We start from the raw sequence: 25,058 nt of genomic DNA on the forward strand, positions 1-25,058 counted from the left end.
CAACTCGTCGACGAGTTGCGGGAGGGGGGGGTCAGTCGAACAGGGCGAGGACACCTTCAGCGCTGCGCACCACGACGCGGGCGGCGGCACGCTCGGCCGGGGCGGCGTCGGGGCGCTCGGCCTCGTGGCGCCAGCGCTGCACCGCGACCAGGCCCGCCGCGTAGATCTCGTCGTCCTCGCTCTCCGGCTCCAAGCCGAGGCGGTCGGCCGGGAAGCCGCCCTGCGCGCCCAGCAGCCGGACGGCTTCCTCGGCGACGGGCTCGGCCAGCGCCGTGCGGCCGCCGCGGATGTCGGCGATCAGGCGCAGCTCGGCGACGTCGTGCGCGGCCGCGGCGACCCGCTCCACCCTCGCGGCGAGGCGGTCGCTGTGCGGACGGGGTTCGGCCTGCAGCAGGGCTTCGAGCCGCAGCAGGGCCGTCCGGGCCTTGAGCGCGTCCGCCCTGGCCACGAAACACCCGGCGATCGTGTCCCGCAGCTCGCCGAGACCGCTGCGCCGCACCAGGTCGGCCGACAGTTTGATCCGGTTTTCGCAGCCGGTGCGGATCAACGTCGTGGCCAGCCGGACACCGTAGAGCCCGAAGCGGGTCAGCAGCAGACGGCGCGCGTCCGGGGGCAGCTGCACCGGGAACGGCTCCGCGACGAAGGAGTCCACCGAGAGCAGATGCCGCTCCAGGGTCTCCCTCGGCACGGAAGCGAGCGCCGTGAGCGCGCCGAATTCGTCGTCCTGCAGCGCGCGCCCGGCGTAGGCGAGCTGCCCGGCGACCGCGATCACGCCCTGGAACCCCGTGCACAGCGGGTCTTCGCGCCACGACCGGCGGGCGAGCTGCTTGGCGGTGAGCAGCGCGTCGATCCGCCCGGCACTGACCTCGTCGGCCCTCGACAGCACCAGCACGACGTTCACCGCGCTCTGCCGCGCGAACGCGGACCCGCCCACCGGCCGGACGCCGGCGAGCTCGTCGGGTTCGAGGTGGCGGACCAGCCGGACGGTCGCGTCCACGTGCGCGGCGGGCGACGGGTCGTCCACCAGGGTCAGCTCCCGCAGCGCACGGGTGGGCCACTCGCCGAGCGCGGCGGCCAGCGTCGACTTGCCGGTGCCGTCGGCGCCGGTGAACCCGACCTGGACGGGCTCGCCGATCCGGTCGAGGCATTCGCGCAGCACGGTGGCGGCGCGCGGACTGTCCCGGTAGAGCGCCGCGGCTTCGGCCAGCAGCGCCCGGATGTCCTCGGTCACGCCGAAAGCTCCCGGCGCGGCCGCGCGGCGGTGCCCAGCACCCCGGCCCGCTTGTGCAGCCCGGCCAGCCGGTCGATCTCGCGCCTGACCTGCTGGGTGCGGCGATCCCGCTCGGCCGAGCCGGCGATGATCCCCTCCCGCTCACGGCTCAGCTCGTCGTTGAGCTCGTCCGACAGCGCGGTGAAGTGATCCCGCAGCCGCCGCTGCACCAGCCGGATCGAATCGCGGGTTTCCTTGCTGAACCGCAGGAAGACGTCATCGACGTGCCGTTGCGCGGCGGCCTTGGCCACGACCTGGCGCCGCTGCAGCCGCATGCCGCCCTCGTCACGGACGGTCTTCGCGGCGAACGCCGCGCCCGCGCCGAGCGAGATCGGGTTGATCAGCGACAACCCGGCCAGGCTGGTGACCAGGCCGAACATCAGCACCCCGCCGTAGGAGCCGCGCAGGCCGGTGAACAGCTTCTGGCCGAGTTTGAACCGCTCGATCCGCGGCTGGTGGACGTCGTCGATCTCGGCCACGCCGGCCCCGTCGAGCCCGAGGTCGGGCAGGGGACGATCGTGCCGGGGCCCGAAGGTGGCGGCGACGGCCTGGGCGACCCACCCGGCCCGGTCGGCCAGCCAGGCGTAGTTCGTGTCGACGGCTTCGGCGAGGTTGTCCTCGAGCCACTCCTGGAACTCCGCCCAGACCTGCGCGGGATCGCCCTCGTCGAAGGTCCGGTCGATCGTCTGGACGATCTTGCGGGTGCGCTCGCGCAGGTCGTACTCGACGTCGGAGAGCAGGTCGGTGATCTCGTCGGAAAGCAGGTTCTGCCAGCGGGTGCTGTGGCGGCGCAGCTCGTCGGCGTTGCGCTGGGAGCGGTGCAGCAGCGTGATCTGGGTGACCCCGGCGTCCTGGCCCGCCGACTCCAGCCGGTCGCGCAGGGTGTCGACGAGCTCGGCGGCGGCGGCGCGCACGCTCACCGCGGCGAGCAGCACGCGGGTCTGCTCCATCGGGCGCGCGGCCTGCTCGGCGACCCAGGCCAGCAGCTCCGGGAACCCGGACCGGGCGTTGAGCTCGACGTCCTGGGACTTGGCCGCGGCGAGGCGGACGGTCGCCGAGATGGGCACCACGGTGGCGTTGATCCCGGCTTCGGCGAGCAGCGCGCGATCACGCTCGGCCACCTGGCGCCACTGCGGGCAGACGTCGACCTTGGTCAGCGCCAGCACGACGTTCGGGAACCAGGTGCAGACGTGCTTGGCCAGCGCGAGTTCCGCCTGGTGGAGTTCCTGGGTGGCGTCGGACACGAGCACGACCGCGTGGGCCTCGGCGAGGACGTCGAGCGCGGCGGCCGTGCGCGGCGAACGCGGGTCGCCGATCGAGGGGGTGTCGATCAGGACCAGGCCCGCGGACAGCAGGTCGCGCGGGACGCCGACCTCGACGCTGTGCAGGGAGCCGGGCGGGCGGAGGGCGAGCTCACCGGTGAGCCGTTCCACCGCGACCGGGACCCGGTCGCGGGTGTGACCGATGAGGGTCGCGCCGGGCTCGGCGGCGTAGGAGACCTCGGTGGGCACCGCGGGGGTGGCGGCGTCGCCGACCGGGCAGACGGGGGCGTTCAGCAGCGCGTTGACCAGGTAACCCTTGCCCTGTTTGGGGAAACCGAGCACGACGATCCGAGCCGCGTCGGACGGCTGGTCGCGGCGACGGCGAAGCCGCTCGGCGAGATCGGCGCGGCCGTGCGCGGCACAGGCGTCCAGCGTCTCGTTGAGCACTTCGAGCCAAGCGGGGGCGGTCACGTCGATAGAGTGTTCCTGTTCCCCGACGCCCGCGCTAGCCCGAACGATGGCCCCGCGGTTCGAAAACCGCGGGGCCATCGTGAGCCAGGCACTGGCGCGGATGTGCCGACTAGTGGGAAAGATGCACGTCGTTGCCCGAAAGGATGCCGCCGACGTCGACGTGGCCGATGTCGCCCACGTTACCGATGCCATTGGCGGTGTGCGAGACGACGTCGTGGACGTCGGAGACGCCCGAGCCGGCGCCGATGTTGTTCGCCACGTCACCGATGTGCGAGGTGACCTCGGTGACCGGGCTGTTGTGGCCGACGTTGGCCACATCGCCCACGTGCGAGGTGAGGTCGCCGACGACGTGCTTGACGTCGAGGTCGTTCGCACCCTTGATGCCGCTGGTCAGGTCGCCGAGGTGGTTCGTGACGTCGCCGAGGCCCTGCGTGTGGCCGTTGCCGACGGCGCCGGTGATCGCGGAGGTCAGGTCGCCACCGGAGACGGCGCCGGTGGCGTCGCCACCGGAGACCGCGCCGGTCAGGTCGCTGACGTGGCTGGTGACGTCGCCGAGGCCCTGGGCGTGGTCGACGTTGCCGGTGATGGCGCCGGTCGCGTTGCCCACGATGGAGGAGTCGAGGCCGTGCGAGAGGTCGGCGCCGGAGTGGAAGTCACCGGTCAGGTTCTTGGCGATCGCGGTGAGGCCCGCGGCGTTCGCGATGTTCGCGTCGGCCGGGTTGTCGTTCACGCCGAAGTTCTGGGTGAAGGCCTTGAGCTGCTCGATGGCGCCCTGGGGGCCGTCCTGCGGCACGCCGAAGCCGTGGTCGGTGCCGAGGTTGCCGAGGCTGTTCATGTTGCTGACCGGGGCGTAGTCGAGCACCAGCGGCAGGACTTCGTGCACGTCCGCGGCGCTGACGTCGCCAAGGCCGGCGTCGGAGAGCGAGCGCTCCGGGTCCGCGCCGAAGGCCTGGCGGGCCGCCGAGTCGTTGAGCAGGTTCATCGTGAAGTCGTGCAGCGTCTGGGCGGGGTCCATGGGAGGTCTCTCCTGAGTGCGGAAGCGGTGGATCTACGGCAAAGCGCCGGTCAGTGCGACCCGGCTGCTGAGGATCAAGGTAGGGAAGGCGCTCCCCCGGCACATCGGGGATTACTCCGAGTCGTAGTCCATTCAGCCGATAGGGGATCGATATGTCATCGTTAGGGAGTTAGGGGTTCAGCCGCGCTGCTCTCCGTTGGGTTAAATGCGACGGACTGCCGGATCGGGTGAACCAGAACGAGGACAGCTCCGAACCCCTAGGGCCAGGCCCCGGTCACCGGTGTCCGTGAAGAAGGAGGGTGCCCCCGTTGCCCTATGTCCTCGGCATCGATCTCGCCCCGTCACGCACCAGCGCCGCCACCAGTGGCAAGCACAGTGACGGCTGGGACGCCCCCGAGCCCGTACTGCTCGGCGCGCGCGGCCCGTCGACGGCTTCGGCGTTGTTTCTCGACGACGAGGGCTACCTGCTCACCGGGGACGCCGCCAGGCAGGCCGGGGCGGGTGCGCCGGCCCGGCTGGTCACCGGCTTCCACCAGCGCGTCGGCGACGACGTCCCGCTGGTCGTGGCCGGGGAGCGGTTCTCCCCCGAGTCGCTGAGCACGGTGCTCGTCGAGGCGATCGCCGAACAGGCGGCCGAACACCTTGGCGGCGCCGCGGGGCATCTCGTACTGACCCATCCGGGCAGCTGGGGCGGCTACCGCCGCGAGCTGCTGCGCCAGGCACTCGCCGACACCGGGCTCACCGCGCTGACCCTGATCCCCGCGCCGATCGCCGCACTGCACGCCCACCTGCCCCTGCCCGGACCCGGCGACACCTTCGCCGGGGTCTGCGAATACGGCCCGGACGGGGTTTCGGTGACCCTCGCGGCGTCCGCCTCCGGGGGCTGGCAGCCCCGGCTGAGCGCGGAAGGCGTCGACCCGGCCGCCGCCGTGGGCACCCTGTTCGAACTCGCGCACACGGCCTCCGTTCCCCCGAACGCGCTGGCTGGCGTGGTGTTCTGCGGTGAGGTCGAGCCCGCCGCGCTGCCGCCCCGGCTGCCCTGCCCGGTGTTCGCCGGGCCGGAACCGGTGCTGACGGCGGCGCTCGGCGCGGCGATACTGGCCCGGCGCACGCGAGTCCCCGTCGAGACCACCCTGCTCCCCCGGGTCAGCGCGGTGCCCGAACTCACCGAGCGCCCGCCGAGGCCGCCGGTCGAAGTCACCCCGTTCGTCCTGCCCGAAAAGGTGAGCACGCTCAAACGCCTCGGCAAGCGACGGCCGCTGGCCGCCGCCGCGGCCGTCGTGGCGGTTGCCGCCACCGTCGGTTTCTTCACGCTGAACAACCACGAAGCCACCGCGGTCAAACCCACTCCCCCGAGCTCCTGCACCCCCGCACCGGGCAGTACCCCCTCCCTCGAAGGTCACTGTTGAACCCTCAGCTGTCGCACACCCCGCCCGGCACCGCCCTGGTCCATCCCGCCGCCCGGCAGCTGCTCACCGAGGTCGCCACCCATCCGGGTAACCCCCTGCGACTGGCCGTCGCGGCGCCCGGCGGCTACGGCAAGACCACGGTGCTGACCGCGCTCGGCCGTTCCTTCCGCGACGCCGGGGTGGACGCCGTGCTGATCGACGACGCCGACCGCCTCGACGAGGACGGCCTCGCGAAGCTGGTCGAGCTGGCCGGGCTCGACACCCCGCGCCTCGTACTGGCGCACAGGCCGGGGCGGCTGCCCGCGACGCTGCGTTCGGTGATCGAGGGGTTCGGCCGCGAAACGCTCGTCCTGACCGCGCTCACCCAGGGTGAGGTGAGGCTGCTCGTCGAGAACGTCACCGGTCGCCCGGCGACCGCGGGACTGGCGGCCGAGGTGCACGCGCTGACCGGCGGGGTTCCCCGGTTCGTCGAGCGGGTGGCCGCCGGGCGGACCGCGGAGTTCCGCGGCGAGCTCGCCGAACTCGACGAGGACGTCCTGCACTACCTGATCGCCGCGGAGGCCGGGGCCGGGCGCAACCTCGACCTGCTCTGCGCGCTGCTGGACTGCGACCGCGACCGGCTGCCCGCCGTGTTCGACGGCGCCAGGGCCACCGGGCTGCTCGGCGAGAACGACGTCCTCCTGCCGGTCGCCGCCGACGCCGTGCGGACCCACGCCCCGGCCGCCCGGCGGCTCACCGTCCTTCAGCGGCTGGTCGAGCTGCAGCTGCGCGACGGACTGCCGGTGCTCGACCTGGCGAAGTCGCTCCTGGACACGGGCAGCTCCGGCACCAGCGCGGCCGCCGCGTTCGAAGCAGCGGCAGGGGAGGCGCTGGCCGAGGACGCGAAGCTCGCGGTGCGGCTGTTCGAGGCCGCGGCCGAGGCGGGCGGGCGGGGTTCGAGCCTGTCGGTCGGCTGGGCCACGGCGGCGGCGCTGTCCGGGGACCTCGACACGGCGTTGCGCCTCGGCGACAGCATGCTGTCCGGCGCCGACCCCGAAGCGAGGGCGGCCGGGGCCGAGGTCGCCGCCACCGTGCTCGCGCATCGTGGCGAACTCGCCCGCAGCGCGGAGCTGTACCAATGGTCGGGACGAGGCAGCGCGCCCGCGTTCGCGGCGATCGCACTGCTCGGCACCGGTGACCCGGCGGGCGCCCGGCGGCTGCTGGACACCCCGGCGCCCGGAGCCGTGCCCACGCTGTTCGCCGGGGCCGCCGCCAGGATGGCGCACGGGGTCGTCGAATCGGTCTCGGACGGCGCCACCGAAACGCTGTCGACCCTGCTCGGCGCGGCGGCGATGCTGGAGCCCGCGGGCACCGGCGCCCCACTGCCCGACAGCCCGGCCGCGCTCGCCGCGCTGGTGGCCCTGCACTCCGGGGAGCTCGCGCTGGCCGAATCCGTGCTCAAGCGGGCGCTGGACAACGGGATCGGCGGCGACCTGCTCGCCGCCCGGCACCGGCTGCTGCTCGGCTGGGTGGCGATGACCGCGGGCGACCTCACCACGGCCGCCGCGCATCGCGACGCCGTCGCGGCCGGACCTCTCGAGGCACGCGACGAACTGTTCTTCGCCACCCTCGAACTCGGCCTCGCGCGGCGGGCCAGCGACCTGCTCGGCCTGCAGCGCGGCTGGGACCGGGCGTACCAGGCGTCGATGCGTCAGCAGACCGACCTGTTCACCCTGCTGCCGCTGGGCGAGCTCGCGATCGCGGCGGCCAGGGTCGGCGCCCACCCGAAGCTCACCCGCCAGCTCGACCGGGCGCAGGCACTGCTGGCCGACCTCGGCGACCCTCCACTGTGGACGGCGTCACTGCACTGGAGCAGGCTGCACGCGGCGATCACCCTGGAGGACCACGAGGCCGCCGAGACCCACCTCGCCGCGTTGACCGGGCTGGCCCCGTGCGGCCGGTACGACGCGGCGCTGGCCGAGGCGGCGCGCGGCTGGCTCGCGGTGCTGAGCGGCGAGTTCGACCCGGACGAGATCTCCGCGACGGCCGCCGAACTACACGGCTTCGGGCTGTGCTGGGACGCCGCCCGCCTCGCCGGGCAGGCCGCGATCCGCACGTCCGACCGCAAGGCGATGGTGCTGCTGCTCGAAGCCGCCCGGCAGTTCCAGGGCGCGCCGGGACGTCGCGAACCCAGCGGGCCGGAGAGCGTGGGCACGGCGGGGCTGAGCGCGTTGAGCGAGCGCGAGCTGGAAGTCGCCCGGCTGGTGGTCGACGGGCTCACCTACAAACAGGCGGGCGGCAAGCTGTTCATCTCCGGCAAGACCGTCGAGCACCACATGGCCCGCATCCGCGGCAAGCTCGGCGCGGGCGACCGCCGCGAGCTGCTCGCCACCCTGCGCGACCTCCTCGGCCCCACCCCCGGCCAGCCCGCCGACGAGGTGTAGCCCCTCGGCCGTCGGTCCGGTTTACCTGCCCAGTTGGTCCCTGAAGGCCACCTTCACGGCGTTTTACGCCGTGAAGGTGGCCTTCAGGGACCTTCGAAGTCGGTGGTGGCCGCGCGCGCCTGAGTCGAAAAGCAGAGGTGCGCGACAGCCGGATCAGCCACGATGTGCTGATGAGTGTGTTCAGCGGCAACCGGTCCGCACCCTCCGCGAAGGCGCTTCGAAGCTAGCTCACCGCGTGAGCACGTCGACGAGGTCGGCCGCGATGGCGCGGTCGACCTCGTCCGGCACCGGCTGCGGGCCGGGCGCCAGCGGCGTCGTGGCCACCGCCGCCAGACTCCGCGCCTGCAGGGTGAGCCCGAGGTCCATGGCCTCGATGGGATTGCCCTTGGCTGCGGTCAGGTTGATCATCCTGGTCCCGGCGAGCACGACCAGGCTCCGGCCGTCGTGCAGCAGGTGGGTCGCCCGCTCGGCGCCGCTCTCCCCGATCCGGCTGATCGACGCCGTCCGCTCGGCCAGCGCGTCCGCGTCGAGTTCCCAGGCCACGTGCCCGACCCCGGCCACCAACGTCCCGTCGGCGACCAGGTCGAGCGAGGGCCCGTCGAGCACGGAAGGCGCGCCGGTCGCGAGGAAGAGCAGCCGGGTGTGTGGCAGCAGCTCGGCGAGCGGGGCGACCTCGTGTCCGTGCATGACCGCCTCCAGCGCGCGGTAGGCGTCGGTCTCGGCGACCGAGACCCTGGCGCCGAGGCGCGCCAGGGTGTTCGCGACGCCGCGACCGCACGGGCCGTAGCCCACCACGGTGGCGCGGGCGCCGGGCAGCATCAGGTTGGTGGCGTTCACAAAACCCTGGACCACACTCTGGCCCACCCCGAACTCGTTCTCCACCAGTAGTTTCAGCCTGCTGTCGTTGATCACGACCACCGGGAACGGCGGCGGGGTCTCCCAGGCGCGCACGCGCAGCCCGCCGGTCGTGGTCTCCTCGGTGGCGCCGATCAGGTTCGGCAGGCCACCGGCGGCCATCACCCCGGCGAGCAGGTCCGCGCCGTTGTCGAGCACCAGGTGCGGATCGCAGCCGAGCACCCGCTCGACGTTCCGCCGATGCGCGGCCTCGTCGTCCGACCGCCGTCCGACGACGGTGACCCCCGCCGCGCGCAGGGCGTCGGCGGTGTCCTCCCTGGTCGTCCCGGGCGAGCCGGTCAGGAACACCTCGGCGCCCGCTTCGGCGAGCAGCCCGACGAGCACCGCGGTCTTCGGTTCGATGTGCAGGCACATCGCGATCCGCTTGCCGTCGAAAGCGGCGGCCCGCGCCCGCACGCTTCGCGTCACGAGCGGCATGTGGCGCGCGGCCCAGCGGGTGTCGCCGTCGGCGACGGAGGTCAACGGAGAAAAAGGCATGACGAATCCTGACTACGAAGGGAAAGGGACGCGGAAGCTCCGACGTCGTCAGGCGTAGAAGTCCTGCCGGTAGCAGTGATCACCGAACAACGGCAGCCGGCGCCGCAGTCCCCCACCGAACGCCATCAACGGTCAGTCACGACTCGGGCCGAAGCGCTCGGTGCGGATCCGGTGCGGTTCGTGGCCGAGTTCGACGAGGACGTCCGCGACGGTCTCGACGAATCCCGTCGGCCCGCAGACGTAGCACGCCGGGGCGAAGTCGGGCGGCCAGCCGCCGTGGGCGATCGCCGCCGCGTCCAGCCGTCGCGGGATGCCGGGCCGGTCCGCCGGGAACGCGCGGGTGTAGTTGTACGTGACGTCGAGGCCGGGCCGCGGCAGGCGCAGCTCGGCGGCGTAGTACAGCTCGGCGGGCGTGCGCAAGGAATAGAGGAGGCGGAACGGCGTGCGGCTGCCCGCCGCGCGGCGGGCACGGAGCATCGCCATCACCGGCACGATCCCGGAACCACCCGCGACCAGCAGCACCGGCTCGGGATCTTCGGGCCGCCAGACGAACCAGCCGCCGACCGGGCCGCGCAGCTCGATCGGGTCGCCGAGCGCGTAGCGGCCGGTGAGGTGCTCGGAGACCTCGCCGCCCGGCACCCGCTGGACCGTCAGCTCGACGCGATCGCCGTCCGCGGGCGCGGCCAGCGAATAGCTGCGCTGCGCGCGGTAGCCGTCCTCGGCGGTGAGACGGACGTCCACGTGCTGACCGGCGAGGTGCCCCGGCCAGCCGGGAACGTCCAGCACCAGCGTCCGCGCGGTGGGCGTCTCCTCCCGGATCTCCGCGAGCCTCGCCACGCGCCAGGCGAGGCGGGCGGTCAGTCGCCCTGGTACCGCTGCTCGCGCCATGGGTCTCCATAGTCGTGGTAGCCGAGGTTCTCCCAGAACCCCGGCTCGTCCTTCAGCTTCAGCTCGAGCCCGCGCACCCATTTCGCCGACTTCCAGAAGTACAGGTGCGGCACCAGGAGCCGGGCCGGGCCGCCGTGCTCCGGCGTCAGTTCGGCGCCGCCGAACTGGTAGGCGACCCAGGCCTGGCCGTCGACGAGGTCGGCCAGTGGCAGGTTCGTGGTGTACCCGCCGTAGCTGTGGACCAGTACATAGTCGGCTTCGGTTTCGACGCCTTCGAGCAGGGTGTCCAGCGAGACGCCGCGCCAGCGGGTGTCCAATTTGGACCATTGGGTGACGCAGTGGATGTCGACCCTCGGCTTCTCGCTCGGCAACGCCATCAGCTCGGCCCAGGACCACCGGTGGGCGGCCCCCGTCTCGGTGGTGACCGTGAACTGCCAGCTGTCCGTGCGCACCCGGGGCGTCGGGCCCGCGGACAGCACCGGGAAGTCCTCGACGAGGTACTGCCCCGGCGGCACCCGGGGGTTCCCTTCCCGCGCACGACCGCGGAACCCGGGCGTCACGATGCTCATGGCCGGGAGCCTACCCGCGCACCTGCAGGCCCATCGAGGTCACGAGCACCGTCGCCTGTTCGGGCGACACGATGGCTTCGGTGAGCTCGACGTTGTACGGATCGACCGACGACAGGTCGCTCCCCCGCAGGTCGGCGTTGGTGAACTTCGCGCTGTGGAGCTGCGCCGCGGACAGGTCGACGTCGGCGAACGCGGCGTCGGCGCAGTTCGCGCCGGTCAGGTCCACCTCGCGCATCCGGACGCCCTGGAACCTCGTCCCGCGCAGGTCCGCGCCGGGCAGACCGGCGAACGACCAATCGCCGCCGAGGACCTTCAGCGGCCGCAGCACGCAGTCGGTGAAGATGCTGCCGACGAGCTTGCAGCCGGTGAACTCGGCGTCGAAAAGGTTGCAGCGCGTGAAGGTGCAGCCGGTGAACGCCGAGTCGGTGTGCCGCGACGAGTTGAACCGCACGTTGCCGAACCGGCAGTCGGTGAACACGACGCCCTTCGTCGCCGCCTCGGTGAAGTCGACCTCGAGGAACTCGCACCGCGTGAAGACCCGGCCCGCCCACTCCTCGGCGTACCAGTCCTCGTTGCGAAACGTCTGCTCCTCGATGGTCTCGGTCATGACACCCAGGCTAGCGTCGGGCACCGACAGAAACCGGCCGAGGGGAGCACGCATGTCCGCACCGAGGACGCTCAGCGCCGGGGAAGTGCGCGCGGCCGTCCCCATGGGCGCGGCGGTCGACGCCGTCCGCGAGGCGTTCCGCGAGCTGGCGAACGGGCGATTCACCCAGCCGAACAGGCTGGTCTTCGGCGACGACGCCCAGGCCGTGCTGGTCATGTCGGCGCATCACCAGCCGAGTGGGTCGGCGGTGGTCAAGACGATCGGCCTGGTCCTCGACCGGGTCCCGGCGATACTGGGCACCTTGGTGTGGACCGACCGCGATGGCCAGCTCGTCGCCGACGCGAGCACCGTGACGACGCTGCGGACCGGCGCGGTGGCCGGGGTCGCGACGGATCTGCTCGCGCCACCGGACGCCCGGCGGCTCACGCTGCTCGGCGCGGGCGCGCAGGCCGCCGACCAGGTCCGCGCCGTGCTGGCGGTCCGCGAGATCCGCGAGCTCACCGTGTTCAACCGCGATCGGGCCAAGGCCGAGGCGCTGGTGACCGGCCTGGCGGCGGAGTTCCCCTGGCTCAGCGGCCGGGTCGCGGCGAGCGCCGAGGAAGCCGTCGGGCAGGCCCAGATCGTGTGCTGCGCGACTTCGTCGAGCACGCCGCTGTTCGACGCCGCCGCGCTGCCCGGCCGGGTACACGTCAACGCGATCGGCTCGTTCCGCCCGTCGATGCGGGAGCTGCCGCCCGAGCTGCTGCAAGCCGCGTCTGCGGTGGTCGTCGACCAGCTCGAAGCCGCCGTCGAGGAGGCGGGCGAGATCATCCACGCCCTCGACACCGGGCTGCTGGAGCGCGCCGCGATCCGCGAGCTGGGCCCGGCGCTGGCGGATCCGCCGGACCGCACGGGCCGGACGGTGTTCAAGTCCGTCGGCGTCGCGGCGCAGGACTGGGCGATCGCCCGCCTGCTCGCGGCCCGGATCCGCGCTGTGACCGCGTAGGCCACCGGCTCAGGGGCGCGAGATCGGCCCGGCTTGCGCACCGGACTACCTGAACCGGAGCAATCTCAGCGGCCAATCGGCGCAACTTCGCCGCTGAAGCGTTTGAGCTGGGCACGGAAGCGGCATTTCCCGGGTATGTCCAGATGGCGAACTACCAGCAGTCGCGGCACGGCCGTCCGAGTGGTCACCGGAATCGGGGCCCTGTTCGCGTTCATCGAAGTGCTGTACATGATCATGCTGCTCGTCGGGGCCAACGCCGGCAACGGGTTCTTCGTGTTCATCCGGTCGCTGGCCGACCCACTGGCGTTGTTCTTTCCTGGTCTCTTCCCCGTCAGTGACGCGAGTCTCGCGATCGTGCTGAACTACGGCCTCGCCGCCGTGTTCTGGCTGGTCGTGGCGTCCCTTATCGCCCGCATCGCGGGCCGCTGACCTCCGGTCGGGGCACCCACCCACCCCTCATCGAGCTCTCGCGTCCGCCACAATGGTGTGGTGAGCGACGCGAAGTGGTTCGACGGGTGGGTGCCCTGGCCGGAGCTTTCCGGGCTGGCCGCGGCCGGCCGGGCGCTGCTGCCCGGTGTGCCGACCTCTCCGGCGGCCGCGCTGCGCATGGTCACCGAGCGGCTCATCGGGCGGCGGATCACCGCGAAGGTCGGTGAGCACGACGTCGCGTTCACGCTGACCGAGCTCGACTACCGGGCCGATTCGCTGCGCCTGGCGACCGGCAAAGTGGGCGACGTCCGGATCGTGGCCGAGGACATCGACTGGCCGGACACCCCGCTGCGGCGGATCACCGTGCTGGCCCGCGACGTCCGGCTGAAGTCCCTGCCCTCCCCTTCGGCGACCCCGGCTTCGGTCGGGATCGACATCGCCGTCGCGGGCGACGTCCTGCGCGAGCGGATGGCCGAAGCCCGCCCCGACCTGGTCGTCACCGCGGGCGAGGACGGGCTGATCTGGGTGCGCTGGGCCCGCCGCGCGCACTGGGGCCACCTGACGCTGGAGCCGAGGGTGGACCATTCCGCGATCGTCCTGCTCCCCCGGACGCTGCACGTGCGCGGCCGCCGGTTCCGCGCGCCCGCGAGGCTGAAGCCGATCCTCCTGCCGCTGCCCGAGCTGCCTCCCGGCCTCCGCCTGACCGGCGTCGAACCCCGCGCGGACGAGCTGCTCCTGCACACCGTCGCCGACGAGTGGCCCGAACGGCTTTCCCGCATTCCGCTGACCGACCTGCTGAGCTGGGCGACCACGGCCGCCCTCACGTTGACCCTGCCCCGCCTCGGCTCGCGCTGAATCAGGCTTCGGTACCGCGGTCGCGAAGGTAGCGGGTTGTGGTCGGCCTGCTGGTTCAGCTCCGTCGAATAGAACCGCTCGGCGAGCTTCTGCGCCTCGGCTTCGAGCAGTGCCAGCTGGGTGAGCAGCTCGTCACCCGCGCTCGCCTCGGCGCCCGCCCGGCGTTTGACCGCGAACCACCAGGGCAGGTTCAGGTACGTCTGCACCGAAAGCGGCAGGTCGGTCCTGGCCAGCGTCGTGGCGGCGTGCAGCACGTCGGGGTTCGCGCTCAGCTCCCGCGGACGCGCGAACAGGCCGTCGAGGATCTCCGCGATCCGGCGGACGCTCTCCACCGCGCTGCCCGGCATCCGCCCGGCCTGCTCGGAAACCTTGCGCACCAAGGTTTCCAGCTCGGCGCGCAACCGCCCGGCCTCGGCCGCCGCGTCGGGCACCAGCCGGACGCGCTCCGGCGGCCCGAGCAGGGCCCCCACGCCGTAGAGCCCGGCGACCACCAGCGGCCAGAAGGAACCGACCACGCCGGTCAGGTACAGCACCAGCCCGAGCAGGCCGCCGACGCAGCCGACGAGGTTCTTGGCCGACCCGAGGTAGCGCGTCATTGGTAACCGCGGATGTCCTGGAACACCTTGGACAGCTGCGTTTTCCGCGCGTCGAAGACGTTGCCACCGGTCAGTTTCGCGACGCGCTGGAGCTCATCGGCGTTGCCCTCGCCGAACAGCACGGTGAACACCGGGACCCGCCGGACGTTCTCCGGCAGCGACGGGAACCGGGACTCGAACGCGCCGCGATGGACAGTCGGCGTTTCACCCGTACATCTCCCCCTACCCCAGTCATCCCCCGTACGAGGACGATCCTTCAGTCCCCCAGACTCTTTTGACGCGCGAGCCGACCCCCTGGGCGTGAACGGTTGATGAACGAACGGTGTCCGGTGTCAGCTTGGTGCCACCAGTGGCAGGAACCAGTCCTCGCAACGGATCCAGGAGCCCTTCGGGAACTCGAAGTCGCACTCCCCGCGCAGGCCGAACCCGGCCCGGCGGCACACCGCGCCCGACGCCGCGTTGACCAACGGCGGGAACGCGTGCAACTCCTCACGCGTGCCGTCGACAGCGGCGAACCTGGCCAGCTCGACCGCGGCCCTCGTCGCGACCCCGCGGCCCTGAAACTCCGGCAGGACGTGCCAGCCGGTTTCGTAGACCTCCTCACCCTCCCAGTCCTTCTCCCAGTAGCCGACGGACCCCGCGGGCTGCCCAGCCACCAGGATCACGTACATACGCCCGGCGTCCGAGCCGTTGAGCTCGAGAAACCGTTGATGGCGATCCAGCACGGCCTGTTCGGACTCGGGCCCGCCCAGGTGTTTCCACATCTCGGGCGTGTTCGTCCGGCGCAGCAGCGGCAGGTCGCCCTCGGCCCACGGCCGCAGCTCGATCAGCTCGGTTTCGGTCATGCCACGACGTTAAGCGAGGGGTCCGACAATTCCGGGGTTCCGGCTCCCGCTCGTGCGAGAGGAGGTGGTCAGGCGGGCGAGCCGGGCAGCCCCGGCACCGGGAACCACGTCCCCGACTCCCAGCGCGTGTCGCCCCAGGCCAGCCGTTCCTCGCGGCGCGGGTCGAGCTCGAGGTCGGTGTCCTCGCGGAAGATCATCACCGGCCGGGTATCGGGGCCGTAGAGCGGCCAGTCGGGGCCGTCGGCGGTGGCCACGCCGTCGAGGACGAACCGCGTCCAGCAGCGGTGGATCAGCAGGGCGGTGTGCGCGCGTTTCGGGTTGACGGCGGCGGCGTCGCCGGCCAGCGGCAGCGGGGTCTTCCAGGCCATGGTCGTCTCGGTGCCGTGGCCGCCGTCGAGCAGGTCGGGGACGCCGGGGGCGGCGATGTCGACGCGGTAGCGGTACACCGGGCCGTGCGGGCTGTGCGCGTCGGCGAGCCGCTGGGTCGGGACGCCGTAGCGCTCGTCACCAAGCGCGGCGACCCGCGCGGCCGTCAGATCCGGCAGATTTCGTTGGCGCAGATAGGTTTCAAGTAGACGCCGGGCGCCGACCGGGCCGAGGATCCCGGCGAGTACCTCGTCGGCGGGCGCGGTGACGGCCTCGGGGCCCATCATCAGCGAGTAGGTGCTGCCCTCGTTGCTGTTGGAGCCGATCAGCAGCGCCACCCCGGCGGCGCTGCCACGGGCGATCAGGTCGAGCGGCAGCTCCGGCAGCACCCGTGGGTGCATCGTCGGGCGCCACAGCCACAACGCGCTCAAACCGCCGAGAATCCGTTGCTGCGCCTCAAGGATCTCCTTACCGGGCAACGCACGCAACGCCTTCGGGTCAGGGCAGTCGAGCTCGTCGAGCAGCCGGAGCGCGACGGCCCGACCCGCTTCCGGCGTCGCGACGTGGTCGGCGCCGCCGCTACTGGAGATGGCCTGGGCGAACATCCCGGCGCTCTCGGGACTGCCCATCAGGTTGCCGACGCTCTTCGCGCCCGCGGAAACGCCGTAGACGGTGATCCGCCCCGGGTTCCCGCCGAACGACGCGATGTTGGCGCGGGTCCAGCGCAACGCCGCGATCTGATCCAGCAGCCCGCAGACACCCGCGTCCTGCTCCGCCTCGCCGAAGACCCCGCCGAGGTGCAGGAAACCCAGCGCGCCGAGCCGGTAGTTCACGGTGACCACCACGATCCCGGCGCGCGCGAACTCCTCGCCCTCGCCGACCTGCTCGCCGTGGCCCATCAGGTACGCGCCGCCGTGCAGCCAGAACAGTACCGGCCAGCCACCCTCGGGCGGTTTGCCGACGGGCGCGCAGACGTTGAGGTACAGGCAAATCCTCGTCGCAGCGCGCGGACGGTTGCGCCAGGTCCGGCGGCTGGAGCGCGTGCGGCCCGAACTCCGCGGCCACGTGCACGCCGTAGGGCAGTGCGGGCGGGCGCGGCGCTTTCCACCGAAGCTCGCCGACGGGCGGCCGCGCGTACGGGATCCCGCGCCACCGCCGGACTTCGTCGCCGGCCAGCCCGACCAGCGCGCCGCTGCCGATCGTCACCGTCGGCACCGCAGCCATCAAAGCGAGGCCTGTTCGGTGAGGGGGAGCAGCACCTCGAACCGGGTGTCACCGGGCTCGGAGGTGACGCGCAGATCGCCGTGGTGGCGCTCCACCACGATGCGCCACGAGATGTCCAAGCCCAGCCCGGTGCCCTCGCCGACCGGCTTGGTGGTGAAGAACGGCTCGAAGATCCGCTGCCGCACCTCGTCCGGGATGCCGGAGCCGGAGTCGCCGATCTCGACGACCACGCGGTCGTCCACGCGGGAGGTGCGCAGCGTGAGCGTGCCCTCCTCCCCCATCGCGCCGACGGCGTTGTCGATCAGGTTCGTCCAGACCTGGTTCAGCTCGCCGCCGTACGCCGGGATCGTCGGCAGGGTCCGGTCGTAGTCCTTGACCACCTTGATGCCCTCGCCGAGCTTGCCGGTGAGCATCACCAGCGTCGAGTCGAGGCCCTCGTGCACGTCGATCCACTGATGCGGCGCGCGGTCCATCTGGGAGTACTGCTTCGCGGCACCGACCAGCGCGGAGATGCGGGTGGTCGAGTCCTCGATCTCGCCCATCAGCATCTCGGTCTCCAGCGCGTACGCCAGCCAGCGGACGGAGGCGTCCAGGAAATTCTCGCCGACGGACTCCAGCACGTGGTCCATGCTCTCGGCGGTGAGCCCGGCCGAGACGAAGATGTTGGCGATGTCCCACCCGCGGTCGACGTCGTGGCCGTCGAGCCAGTCGCTGACCTCGTCCTCCCGGTCGGAGGCCTGCATCGCGGTCAGCTTCGGGGCCGACGCCACCTGGCCGACCAGCCTTTCCTGCACGTCGAGCAGCTGCTGAAGCAGGTCGGGGTCGATGTCCTTCTTCGCCAGCAGGGCCAACTTGTGCCGCATCCCGGCGACGCGCTCACGCAGCGAAGCCGTCGCCCGCACCGCCGCGGCGGCGGGGTTGTTGAGCTCGTGGGTCAGCCCCGCGGACAGCTCGCCGAGCGCGAGCAGACGGCGGCGCGAGCCGATCACGGCGTCGCTGTTGCGCCAGCCGAGGTACATGCCCTCCAGCAGGTGGGTCGCCATCGGGAACCAGCTGCGGAACTGCGCGGCGAACGGCTCCGCGGGCAGGGTGAGGAACGTCAGGTCGCTCACCGCGTGCACCGAACCGGCGTAACGCTGCTCGCCCTCCTGACCGACGAAGAACTGCGTCGCGCCTACGTACGCTCCGCGCTGATCAGAGCGGACGGTCTCGACCTCGTTGCCGCCGACCAGCCGCGTCATCCTCAACGCTCCCGAAAGCAGCAGGTAGAAGCAGGTCGCCGGATCACCCTCCCGGATGATCGTCGTGCCGCCGGTGTAGTGCTCCAGCACGACGTGCTCGGCCACCCAGTCCAGCTGCGGCTCGCTCAAGTGCTCGAACAGGAAGAGGGAACGCAGTTCCTCCCGCGACAAGGCCTCGCTCATTGCTGCTCCAGGTAACGGTGCACGAGGGTGACGGCCATGGCGCCTTCGCCGACGGCCGAGGCGACCCGCTTGACGGACTGGGCCCGCACGTCCCCGGCGACGAACACCCCGGGGATCGAGGATTCGAGATAGTGCGGATCGCGTTCGAGCGTCCAGCCGGGTGGTCTCTTCCCCTCCACCAGCAGGTCCGGCCCGGTGCGGACGAACCCGTGGCCGTCCCGCGAGATGTCGTCGCCGAGCCATTCGGTGCGCGGGGCGGCGCCGATGAAGATGAACAGGTGCCCGGCGGGGACGGTCTCGGTGACGTCGTTTTCCTTGTCGCACAACGTGAGTTCCTCGAGGTGCTCGACGCCGTGCGCCTTGATGACGGTGGTGCGGGGCCGGACGTGGATGTTGTCGATCGCCTCGATCTGCTCGATCAGGTAGTGCGACATCGACGCCTGCAGCGACGGCCCGCGCACGAGGATCGAGACTTCGCTGGCGTAGCGCGAGAAGAACACCGCGGCCTGCCCTGCCGAGTTCGCGCCGCCGACGATGTAGACGTGCTCGTTCTTGCACTCCGGCGCCTCGGTGGACGCGGACCCGTAGAACACGCCGCGGCCGGCGAGCTCGGCGATGCCCTCGGCCTCCAGCGCCCGGTAGGCGACCCCGCTGGCGAGCACGACGGAGTGAGCCGAGATCTCGGAGCCGTCACCGAAGGTGATCACCCGGGAGGACCCGCGGGCTTCGAGCCCGGTGACGTCGCGAGCGGTGAGCACCTCAGCGCCGAACTTCTGCGCCTGACGCCGCGCCCGGTCGGTCAGCTGGGCACCGGAAACGCCGTCGGGGAAGCCGAGGTAGTTCTCGATCCGCGAGCTGGTCCCCGCCTGGCCGCCGGTCGCCTTCCGCTCGACGAGCACGGTCCGCAGCCCCTCGGACGCCCCGTAGACGGCCGCGCCGAGCCCGGCGGGCCCGCCGCCGACCACGACGAGGTCGTAGAAGTCCTTCGCGGGCTGTGTCGACAAGCCGACAGCGTCGGCGATCTGCTGGCCGGTGGGCTCCTTGAGCACCGCGCCCTCCGGCGTGATCACCACCGGGATGTCGGCGGCGGTCGCCCCGGCGGCCTCCAGCAGGCGGCAGGCCTCCGGATCGTCGACGCCGTACCAGCGATACGGCACGGCGTTACGGGCCAGGAAGTCCCGCACCTGGTACGACGGCGCGGACCAGCGGTGCCCGACGAGTTTGATCTCGCCGACAGGCTTGTCCCCGGCGGCCCGCCAGGTCTCGACGAGCGCGTCGATGACCGGGTACAGCTTCTCCTCGGGCGGGTCCCACGGCTTGAGGAGGTAGTGGTCGACGTCGACGACGTTGATCGCCTGGATGGCGGCGTCGGTGTCGGCGTAGGCGGTCAGCAGCGCGCGGCGGGCGTGCGGGAACAGGTCCATCGCCTGTTCGAGGAAGGCGATGCCATCCATCTGGGGCATCCGGTAGTCGGCGAGGATGGCCGCGACGGCGTCCCCGCGCAGCTTGATCTCGCGCAGCGCGTCAAGCGCATCGGCCCCGGAATCGGCACGGATGACGCGATACTCCTTGCCGTAGCGGCGGCGCAGGTCGCGGGCGACCGACCGGGACACGGCGGGGTCGTCGTCGACGGTCATCAGGATCGGCAGGCTCACCGCCGCAGCCTACTGCGCCCGCTCCCACCTCTAACCGCGTCAGGTAGCGCTTGGTGACCCGGCCGCCGTAGCCGTCGATCAAGTCGGCGATGGCGACGAGCAGGCCATCCCGGCGGGAGGCAGGCAGCGCACGATGCCCCGAATGGGTCGGCAGCAGGTCGACGCACGCGGTGGTGTCACTGTCATCGCGGGCGTGATGGTGGCCCGCACCTTCGGCTTCGGCAACGCCTGGACACTCGCTCTGCGAATGGGCATCCCGGTCTGATGTCTCGCCGCCGACGGTGCCAGCCTGGCTGAGCGTGGCATCTCACGAGGTTGGTTCCGCGCTCGTGATCACTGTGCGGGTGGGCCGTCTGCCCCGGTGGTCTGTCAGGGCCTGGCATTACCAATTTTCTGGACTTGCTAGTCCATTTTTGTCGTCCTACCGTTGCCAGTGTCCGGCAGGAGACGAAGTCCGCCGTACCCCGAAGCGACGAGGAGGTGTCCCCTGCACGCGATCTTCGTGGAGCAGTACGGCGGCCCGGAGGTCATGACCTGGACCGAGCTCCCGGACCCTGTTCCAGGGCCGGGGGAAGTGCTGGTGCGGCTCGGTATCGCGGGCGTGAACTTCATGGACGTCGGAGTCCGTACCAGGCCGCTGCCCAGCTGGTCGGTCCCCGCCGTCCTGGGTGTGGAGGGAATGGGCCGTGTCGCCTCGCTCGGCGAGGGCGTGCGAGGGCTCACAGTCGGCGACCGGGTCGCCTGGTACTACCACCAGGGCAGCTACGCGGAGCAGCTCGGTCGGTCCTAGAACGCGTCTGAGAACTGTCGCAGCAGCCGCCGCTCGAAGCCTCGGGCGCCTGGCCTTCGAAGCCGCTTACCCTCCACAAAGGACGGAGAATCTGCCCATTCGTTGGCCGTGGTACCCGACTGGCGCTCGCGGCGCTGGGTGCCTTTCTGGCTTGTGCGAGCGGCCTCGATGTGCGCGCGGACGCCCTCGGCATAGACGAGCCAGCTCGACGCCCCTGCGGCTTTGGCGACGCCGAGGAAGGTGATCGGCTCGCCAGTCGCCTTCAAGTCATCCACCACGGCGAGAACCCTGGCCCGCTTGGCCAGACTGTCGCGTTTACGAGCTTCCCGGAGCACATCAGCGGGACGACGCTTGGCCGTCACCGCCTGACCTCGCCGGCGGGTCGGACCACCGGCATGGGAAGCGCTACCGGCCTGGGCACGGTGGCACCGGCGCGCAGACGCCGCAGAATCTTGCTGGCTTTCTCGACCTCGTGGCGTTCCTCGTCGGACATGGACTCCAGCTTCACCATCATCTTCTTGATCACGTTCTGGTAGTCGACGATCTCGCCTTCCCTGCCCCGGATGGTGTAGTCAGCCGTGCTCATCGCGCGGGCCAACTCCAGGTTCACCTTCAGACTCCGCACCTGGTCCTCAATGGATGGAAGATGTGACGGGTCGGGCCGATACGACGAGCACCCTGAACACTGAAGACGGATCGGGCAGGCTTTTCCTCCGGCCTTGACGTTCGACGGCTCGACGCAGTTGCCCCACGGCACGGCAACCGACCGCACCTCGGATGCTGCCGCCGAGGCCATCCGGACAGGCCACCAACGCCAACCAGCGTCACGTCGACTGGCACTTCACCACAGAAGACGCCCGCACCCGACTCCGCCACCTAATACTCCAACAGGTTAGAGGCGACAGTTTACTAGGACATCGCCCGGCAGACAGCGGCGGCGCGACCCGATATCGACTTCCACACCGTCCGCGGTTCCGATCACGGGTTTGACACCCGAGGGCGAGAAGACGAGGCCATCGAAGTCACTGCGGAGTGGCTGATCGGCAACACCGGGAGCGAGACATGACCATCAAGTCACTATTGTCTGGTCGGCAACCTGGTCGTCACCCACGAAGGCGTTCAAATCGCAGCAGACTGTGTGATCGACGATCGCGTGCGGATCGGCTACGACAGCACGATTGGCGAGCGGACGCGCCTTGCCTACGGGACTTATCTGTGCGACCGGATCACAGTCGGCGCCGACGCGACCGTGGCCGGGTTCTTTTCTGACGGAACCACAATCGGGGATGGTTCCACCGTGATGGGCGACCTTGTTCACAAGTACACCCGACCGCACGAGGCTGATGGGAGATCGACGAGGAGCCACCGGTGGTCGAAGCCGATTCTGTAGTGGGCTACGGAGCTCGCGTGGTAGGCGCGGTTCGGGTTGGACCGAGCAGACAGCTGCCGCCCCGCCCTGGGTTCACTCTTGTGTGGACTCACAGCGTGCAATGTCATCACTCATAGTGCCCATCCCGCCGGACCTCAGCCCGGCGTGTCGGGCCGAAACCCCGTTCCCTGGACAGTCCCGCTGCCCGCATTGCGGCAGTTCGTCGGCAGGCACGAGGAACTCCTCGCGGAGCCGCCGGAGGAATATCTGGACACCATGTTCAGCCCGTACAGCAGCGAATGAACAGAGCCGATGCCCCCGGTAAAGCCACCGGGGGCATCGGCTGCCGCGATACCGTGAGGTGAATTCACCTCAGTAGACCCTTATTGCGCTCGTCTCGCCAGGCAATCGCCTTGTGCAGTTCGGTCAGGTCGTGTGGCGACCAGAGCACCAGGGTGAAGAACGTGACCCCCGCGTTTGCGTACTCATCCGCCACTTCCAGACCGGCCCATTCTTGCGAACGTTCGATCTCCGAGTGGTCCCGCCCGATGATTGTGGCGTTCTCCTCAAGTATCTTGTTCTTGCGGGCAAGGGAGTCCAGTGTGTCGAAGTAGTGCCAGATGTCCGCATACCGGGCGACCAGCGGTAGCGTCTTCTTCTCCCCGCCGCCGCCGATGAGGATGGGGATCTTCCTTATCGGAGCGGGGTTGAGCACCGAAAGGCGGTGACTGATCCGCTCCAGGTTCTCGGCGAACAGCTTCATCCGCGAGCCGACGGTGCCGAACTCGTATCCGTAAGTGAGGTAGTCCTTTTCGTACCAGCCCGCACCTAGCCCCAGGATGAGTCGGCCGCCGGAGATGTGGTCGACGGTACGGGCCATGTCCGCCAGCAAGTCCGGGTTGCGGTACCCGGTGCCGGTGACCAACACACCGAGTTCAAGGCGCTCGGTCTGCTCAGCCCACGCTGTCATGACAGACCAGCCCTCGAAGTTCTCCACGTCAGGCTGGTCGCCCTTCGCGGAAATACCCTCGACCGGGTCGATCGTACCCACCGGGACGTTGAAGTGGTCGTAGCTGAAAAGAATATCCGCGCCAGCTTCTTCGATTTCGAAGACCTTGTCCCGCAGTTTCCCGTAGGTGACCCCTGTGCCTCCTTGAACCAGTTGCACACCGATACGTACTGGCTTGGTCATTATTTCCCCGCTTCAGGCCGAAGTCATAGATTTACTCTCTACTGAAAAATCTACCGACCCGGAATTGATTCGAGTATGTTTCTTTGGTGTCAGGCAGGAAAGTCCGTGCTGCGGGCCAGCGATTCCCATTCGAAGATTTCGACGCGGGAACCCTTAAGGCTCGCGGCGATGCTGTCTACCGCGTCGTTACCGAGCGGCAGCCGCAACGGGGGCTCTTTCGCGTCCACGGCAGAAAGGATCGCTGCCGCCGCCTTGACCGGGTCGCCCGGCTGGACGCCGTTCGCACCGGCAAGGGCGGAAAGGACCGGACCGACCGTGTCCTGGTAGGTCTCGTTGTTCTCGGTGAGCAGCACCCCAGGCTCGTTGAACGACGTCCGGAAGGCGCCGGGCTCGACGATCAGCACGCGGATCCCGAACGGCGCGACCTCCGGCGCCACGCCCTCGGACCAGCCCTCCAGGGCGAACTTCGTGGCGGAGTAGCCGCTGATACCGGCGAAGGAGTAGCGGCCGGCCTGGCTGCTCATCTGCACGATCGTGCCGTCGCGCCGCTCACGCATGTGTGGCAGCACCGCGCGGGTCAGCTCGACCGGGCCGAAGAAATGCAGGTCCATCAGTCCGCGCAGTTCTTTGTCACCGACCTGTTCGGCGGCGCCGGCCAAGCCACGGCCCGCGTTGTTGACCAGGACGTCGATCCGGCCGTGCCGCGCCAGGACCTCGTCGACGGCGGCGCTGATCCGCGCGTGGTCCGTGATATCGAGCTGGACGGTGGTAACGCGGTCGGGCTCGGCGGCGACGAGGTCGGCCACGGAGTCCAAGCGCCGGACGGCGGCGACCACGACGTCGCCCGCGGACAGTGCAGCTTCGGCGATCGCACGCCCGAAGCCGGAGGAGGCACCGGTGATCAACCAGACGCGTGGGCTCATAGTTCTTCGACCTCTATCAGTTGGGTGACGTTCAATGGGTGTAACAGTCCGGAGTACGCGTTCTACTCTGCATAGATATCAACAAGCGCCTTCCCGACGAGCGAGGCATCCATCACCGCGTCGTGCGCATGCGGAACTTCGGCGAACGAAAAGCGGTGCAGCGGTAAGCCCGCGTCCTCACCGACACGGAAAGCGCCGTCAGCGAGTGCGGCCGACACCGCAGCGAGGCCATTCTGTTCAGCGAGGGCCGAAATACCGTACAAATATACGCCCTGCCAGCGGAAATTGGCCATCACCGTTTCCCGGATCGGCAAGCTCACCGTACCGCTGTCAACGTTCGCGTAATATGCGACGACTCCGTTCGGCTTGAGCACCGCGAGATCCAGGGCGGCGTTCTCGGCGACGGACACCTCCACCACCTGGTCGACCCCGCCGGGAAAGACGCGGCGGATCGTCTCGGCCGCGTCTTCGGCCCGGTAGTCGACGACGTAGTCGGCTCCGGCCGCCTTCACCAGCGTCGCCTTGGCCGGACTGCTGACGGTGGTGATCACCGTCGCGCCAGCCCAGCGGGCGAGCTGGATCGCGGCGTTGCCCACCGCGCCGGCACCGCCCGCGACCAGGACCGTCCGGCCGGACAGCCTGCCGGGGGCCAGCCTCGCCGGGCCGTGTTCACCCAGGGTCAGGCAACGATGCGCGGTCAGCACCGGGATACCCACGCTCGCGCCGAGTTCGAAGGACGCGTTGTCCGGCAGGGGAAGTGCCAGTTTCTCCGGCAGCGCGACGTATTCCTGCGCTGTGCCGCCGGGGTGTGGCCTACCCGCCCACGGCCTGCCCGCGGCCCACAGCCAGACCCGTTGCCCGGTCCGGTTTTCAGCGACTCCAGGGCCGACCGCGTCGATGACTCCGGCGCCGTCGTGGTTGGGGACGTAGTCGAGCGCTTCGGCCTTGCCGCGTGCCCGGGCATCCAGCGGGTTCACCCCGGAGACGTGGACGCGCACCCGGACCTCGCCGACACCGGGGACGGGCAAGGGCCGCTCTTCCAGACTCGGCACCGTGACGCCGCCGTTGCGGCGATAAACGATGGCTTGCATAGGACTTC

The 25,058-nt window shown here is 70.6% G+C and carries 26 protein-coding genes and 1 pseudogene; 10 read left to right on the forward strand and 17 right to left on the reverse strand.

Features of this window, described 5'->3' with window-relative positions; translation table 11 throughout:
- Positions 1-31: 31 nt before the first annotated feature.
- The 3 genes from QMK34_RS18900 to QMK34_RS18910 all read right to left on the reverse strand — a co-directional run bounded on the left by QMK34_RS18900 (position 32) and on the right by QMK34_RS18910 (position 4,018).
- Positions 32-1,231, reverse strand: a complete 1,200-nt coding sequence (locus tag QMK34_RS18900) for a GTPase (protein WP_326415410.1) — start codon at positions 1,229-1,231, stop codon at positions 32-34.
- Complete coding sequence (locus tag QMK34_RS18905) at positions 1,228-3,003, reverse strand: dynamin family protein (protein WP_326415411.1); 1,776 nt, start codon at positions 3,001-3,003, stop codon at positions 1,228-1,230. The genes QMK34_RS18900 and QMK34_RS18905 overlap by 4 nt, the downstream gene beginning before the upstream one ends.
- Positions 3,004-3,112: 109 nt before the next feature.
- Positions 3,113-4,018 (reverse strand): IniB N-terminal domain-containing protein, encoded by a 906-nt coding sequence (locus QMK34_RS18910; protein WP_326415412.1) that lies wholly within the window; start codon positions 4,016-4,018, stop codon positions 3,113-3,115.
- Between the two features lie 299 nt (positions 4,019-4,317).
- On the opposite strand from QMK34_RS18910, the gene QMK34_RS18915 reads away from it, so the two are divergent.
- Together QMK34_RS18915 and QMK34_RS18920 are read left to right on the forward strand one after the other, a co-directional pair.
- A complete protein-coding gene (locus QMK34_RS18915; protein WP_326415413.1) occupies positions 4,318-5,427 on the forward strand; it encodes a molecular chaperone DnaK in 1,110 nt (369 codons plus the stop codon).
- Complete coding sequence (locus QMK34_RS18920) at positions 5,424-7,850, forward strand: helix-turn-helix transcriptional regulator (protein ID WP_326415414.1); 2,427 nt, start codon at positions 5,424-5,426, stop codon at positions 7,848-7,850. The genes QMK34_RS18915 and QMK34_RS18920 overlap by 4 nt, the downstream gene beginning before the upstream one ends.
- A 228-nt stretch (positions 7,851-8,078) precedes the next feature.
- On the opposite strand, the gene QMK34_RS18925 is transcribed toward QMK34_RS18920, so the two are convergent.
- From QMK34_RS18925 to QMK34_RS18940, 4 genes are all read right to left on the reverse strand, one after another.
- Positions 8,079-9,242 carry an adenosylhomocysteinase gene (locus tag QMK34_RS18925; RefSeq protein WP_326415415.1) on the reverse strand — a complete coding sequence of 388 codons (1,164 nt, stop codon included), beginning with the start codon at positions 9,240-9,242 and terminating at the stop codon, positions 8,079-8,081.
- A gap of 132 nt (positions 9,243-9,374) precedes the next feature.
- Complete coding sequence (locus QMK34_RS18930; protein ID WP_326415416.1) at positions 9,375-10,130, reverse strand: ferredoxin reductase; 756 nt, start codon at positions 10,128-10,130, stop codon at positions 9,375-9,377.
- On the reverse strand, positions 10,100-10,699 hold the full coding sequence (locus QMK34_RS18935; RefSeq protein WP_326415417.1) for a sulfite oxidase-like oxidoreductase: 600 nt from the start codon (positions 10,697-10,699) through the stop codon (positions 10,100-10,102). The genes QMK34_RS18930 and QMK34_RS18935 overlap by 31 nt, the downstream gene beginning before the upstream one ends.
- 10 nt (positions 10,700-10,709) lie before the next feature.
- Entirely contained in the window at positions 10,710-11,306 is a 597-nt protein-coding gene (locus QMK34_RS18940; protein ID WP_326415418.1) for a pentapeptide repeat-containing protein, read from the reverse strand.
- 52 nt (positions 11,307-11,358) lie between these two features.
- On the opposite strand from QMK34_RS18940, the gene QMK34_RS18945 reads away from it, so the two are divergent.
- From QMK34_RS18945 to QMK34_RS18960, 4 genes are all read left to right on the forward strand, one after another.
- Positions 11,359-12,291 (forward strand): ornithine cyclodeaminase family protein, encoded by a 933-nt coding sequence (locus QMK34_RS18945; RefSeq protein WP_326415419.1) that lies wholly within the window; start codon positions 11,359-11,361, stop codon positions 12,289-12,291.
- A 135-nt stretch (positions 12,292-12,426) separates the two neighbouring features.
- Complete coding sequence (locus QMK34_RS18950; RefSeq protein WP_326415420.1) at positions 12,427-12,720, forward strand: hypothetical protein; 294 nt, start codon at positions 12,427-12,429, stop codon at positions 12,718-12,720.
- 60 nt (positions 12,721-12,780) lie between these two features.
- Positions 12,781-13,575, forward strand: coding sequence for an LmeA family phospholipid-binding protein (locus QMK34_RS18955; protein ID WP_326415421.1), 795 nt, complete (start codon positions 12,781-12,783; stop codon positions 13,573-13,575).
- A gap of 38 nt (positions 13,576-13,613) precedes the next feature.
- Complete coding sequence (locus QMK34_RS18960; protein ID WP_326415422.1) at positions 13,614-14,177, forward strand: hypothetical protein; 564 nt, start codon at positions 13,614-13,616, stop codon at positions 14,175-14,177.
- On the opposite strand, the gene QMK34_RS18965 is transcribed toward QMK34_RS18960, so the two are convergent.
- The 5 genes and pseudogenes from QMK34_RS18965 to QMK34_RS18985 all read right to left on the reverse strand — a co-directional run bounded on the left by QMK34_RS18965 (position 14,168) and on the right by QMK34_RS18985 (position 19,685).
- The gene (locus QMK34_RS18965; RefSeq protein WP_326415423.1) at positions 14,168-14,302 is read right to left on the reverse strand and encodes a hypothetical protein; all 135 of its coding nucleotides are present in this window, start codon (positions 14,300-14,302) and stop codon (positions 14,168-14,170) included. The two genes, QMK34_RS18960 and QMK34_RS18965, sit on opposite strands and share 10 nt — an antisense overlap.
- 201 nt (positions 14,303-14,503) lie before the next feature.
- A complete protein-coding gene (locus tag QMK34_RS18970; protein ID WP_326415424.1) occupies positions 14,504-15,016 on the reverse strand; it encodes a GNAT family N-acetyltransferase in 513 nt (170 codons plus the stop codon).
- Positions 15,017-15,084: 68 nt separating this feature from the next.
- A pseudogene (locus tag QMK34_RS18975) lies at positions 15,085-16,606 on the reverse strand (carboxylesterase/lipase family protein).
- Positions 16,606-18,030: an ATP-binding protein gene (locus tag QMK34_RS18980; RefSeq protein WP_326415425.1), complete on the reverse strand. Its 1,425-nt coding sequence runs from the start codon at positions 18,028-18,030 to the stop codon at positions 16,606-16,608. The pseudogene QMK34_RS18975 and the gene QMK34_RS18980 overlap by 1 nt, the downstream one beginning before the upstream one ends.
- Positions 18,027-19,685 (reverse strand): FAD-dependent oxidoreductase, encoded by a 1,659-nt coding sequence (locus QMK34_RS18985; RefSeq protein WP_326415426.1) that lies wholly within the window; start codon positions 19,683-19,685, stop codon positions 18,027-18,029. Before QMK34_RS18985 ends, QMK34_RS18980 begins: the two co-directional genes overlap by 4 nt.
- Before the next feature lie 142 nt (positions 19,686-19,827).
- On the opposite strand from QMK34_RS18985, the gene QMK34_RS18990 reads away from it, so the two are divergent.
- Positions 19,828-19,950 (forward strand): hypothetical protein, encoded by a 123-nt coding sequence (locus tag QMK34_RS18990; protein ID WP_326415427.1) that lies wholly within the window; start codon positions 19,828-19,830, stop codon positions 19,948-19,950.
- Positions 19,951-20,118: 168 nt separating this feature from the next.
- Positions 20,119-20,475: an alcohol dehydrogenase catalytic domain-containing protein gene (locus QMK34_RS18995; RefSeq protein WP_326415428.1), complete on the forward strand. Its 357-nt coding sequence runs from the start codon at positions 20,119-20,121 to the stop codon at positions 20,473-20,475.
- Here the strand turns inward: QMK34_RS18995 and QMK34_RS19000 are convergent.
- Both QMK34_RS19000 and QMK34_RS19005 read right to left on the reverse strand, forming a co-directional pair.
- Positions 20,472-20,837, reverse strand: coding sequence for a hypothetical protein (locus QMK34_RS19000; RefSeq protein ID WP_326415429.1), 366 nt, complete (start codon positions 20,835-20,837; stop codon positions 20,472-20,474). The two genes, QMK34_RS18995 and QMK34_RS19000, sit on opposite strands and share 4 nt — an antisense overlap.
- Complete coding sequence (locus tag QMK34_RS19005; protein WP_326415430.1) at positions 20,834-21,271, reverse strand: hypothetical protein; 438 nt, start codon at positions 21,269-21,271, stop codon at positions 20,834-20,836. The genes QMK34_RS19000 and QMK34_RS19005 overlap by 4 nt, the downstream gene beginning before the upstream one ends.
- 342 nt (positions 21,272-21,613) lie before the next feature.
- Here QMK34_RS19005 and QMK34_RS19010 point away from each other — a divergent pair, with 342 nt between their 5' ends.
- The gene (locus tag QMK34_RS19010; protein WP_326415431.1) at positions 21,614-21,865 is read left to right on the forward strand and encodes a hypothetical protein; all 252 of its coding nucleotides are present in this window, start codon (positions 21,614-21,616) and stop codon (positions 21,863-21,865) included.
- Positions 21,866-22,009: 144 nt separating this feature from the next.
- The gene (locus tag QMK34_RS19015; protein ID WP_326415432.1) at positions 22,010-22,147 is read left to right on the forward strand and encodes a hypothetical protein; all 138 of its coding nucleotides are present in this window, start codon (positions 22,010-22,012) and stop codon (positions 22,145-22,147) included.
- Between the two features lie 64 nt (positions 22,148-22,211).
- Here the strand turns inward: QMK34_RS19015 and QMK34_RS19020 are convergent, their stop codons facing one another.
- From QMK34_RS19020 to QMK34_RS19030, 3 genes are all read right to left on the reverse strand, one after another.
- Positions 22,212-23,036, reverse strand: a complete 825-nt coding sequence (locus QMK34_RS19020; RefSeq protein WP_326415433.1) for an LLM class F420-dependent oxidoreductase — start codon at positions 23,034-23,036, stop codon at positions 22,212-22,214.
- Positions 23,037-23,125: 89 nt separating this feature from the next.
- Positions 23,126-23,959, reverse strand: a complete 834-nt coding sequence (locus QMK34_RS19025) for an oxidoreductase (RefSeq protein WP_326415434.1) — start codon at positions 23,957-23,959, stop codon at positions 23,126-23,128.
- 62 nt (positions 23,960-24,021) lie between these two features.
- Entirely contained in the window at positions 24,022-25,050 is a 1,029-nt protein-coding gene (locus QMK34_RS19030) for an NADPH:quinone reductase (protein ID WP_326415435.1), read from the reverse strand.
- Positions 25,051-25,058 lie beyond the last annotated feature (8 nt).

Source organism: Amycolatopsis sp. H20-H5, assembly GCF_035828755.1.
In the GTDB taxonomy this organism is placed as follows: Bacteria; Actinomycetota; Actinomycetes; order Mycobacteriales; family Pseudonocardiaceae; genus Amycolatopsis.